General features: G+C 32.3%; 1 pseudogene. It reads left to right on the plus strand.

Annotated features, from left to right (window positions below):
* Window positions 1-1,006 (plus strand): annotated as a pseudogene (locus BXY80_RS13995) (T9SS type B sorting domain-containing protein); the annotation flags it as partial.

Raw genomic sequence — 1,006 nt, forward strand, 5'->3', positions numbered from 1 at the left:
CGGTACCACTCGATATAGATATTAATTTACCACCAGCAATAAATCCGTTTAACACATTTGAAGTTTGTAATAACGAAGACAATACTGTAGATTTAATAGATATTGTACCAACATTACTTGTGCAAACAGCAAATGTATTGGTGAACTTTTATCCAACAAACCAAGATGCTTTAGATCAAACTAATGTATTAGATAACAATTACATCTATCAAACAAATAATGATACATTGTTTGCTCGTATAGAATTTTCAACAACACATTGTTATCATATTCATCCGTTTACGCTGCAAGTAAATCCACTTCCAATAGCAAACGAGCCTAATAATTTAATTGAATGTGATGATGATTTTGATGGTTTTTATGAGTTTGATTTAACACAACAAACAGCAACAATACTTGGTACTCAAAACGCTAATGACTTTACAGTTACCTACCATAATGATATAAACTCAGCTCATGATGGTTTAAATGATTTAGAATCTACTTACAACGCCATAAATGGAGAACCTATTTATGTACGAGTAGAGAATAATGCAACTGCTTGTTATAGTTTAACAGAGTTTACAACAATAGTAAACCCAAAACCAGTTGTAGATATTGAAGACCAAGTGGTATGTTTAGATAATTTACCATTACTAGTAAGTGCAAATACAAATACGATTGGCGACACATATTTATGGTCTACAAACGAAACAACTCCAGAGATAGAAATTACAGATATTGGTAGTTATTGGGTAAGAGTAACAACACCAAACGGATGTGAAACTACACGCGTATTTAGTGTTTCAGAATCTGAAGCTGCAACCATAGATATTACAGAAACAGTAGATTTCTCAGACCCAAATAATGTAACCGTAACCATTAGTGGTATAGGTAATTATTTATACCAATTAGATGATGAAACCCCACAAGAATCTAATGTGTTTGAAAACGTGAGTTTAGGTTACCACACGATTACCATTATAGATTTAAATGGATGCGCAGAAGTAACCAAAGATATTGTTGT

Origin of the sequence: Ichthyenterobacterium magnum (genome assembly GCF_003610635.1) — a bacterium.
Lineage (GTDB): Bacteria > Bacteroidota > Bacteroidia > Flavobacteriales > Flavobacteriaceae > Ichthyenterobacterium > Ichthyenterobacterium magnum.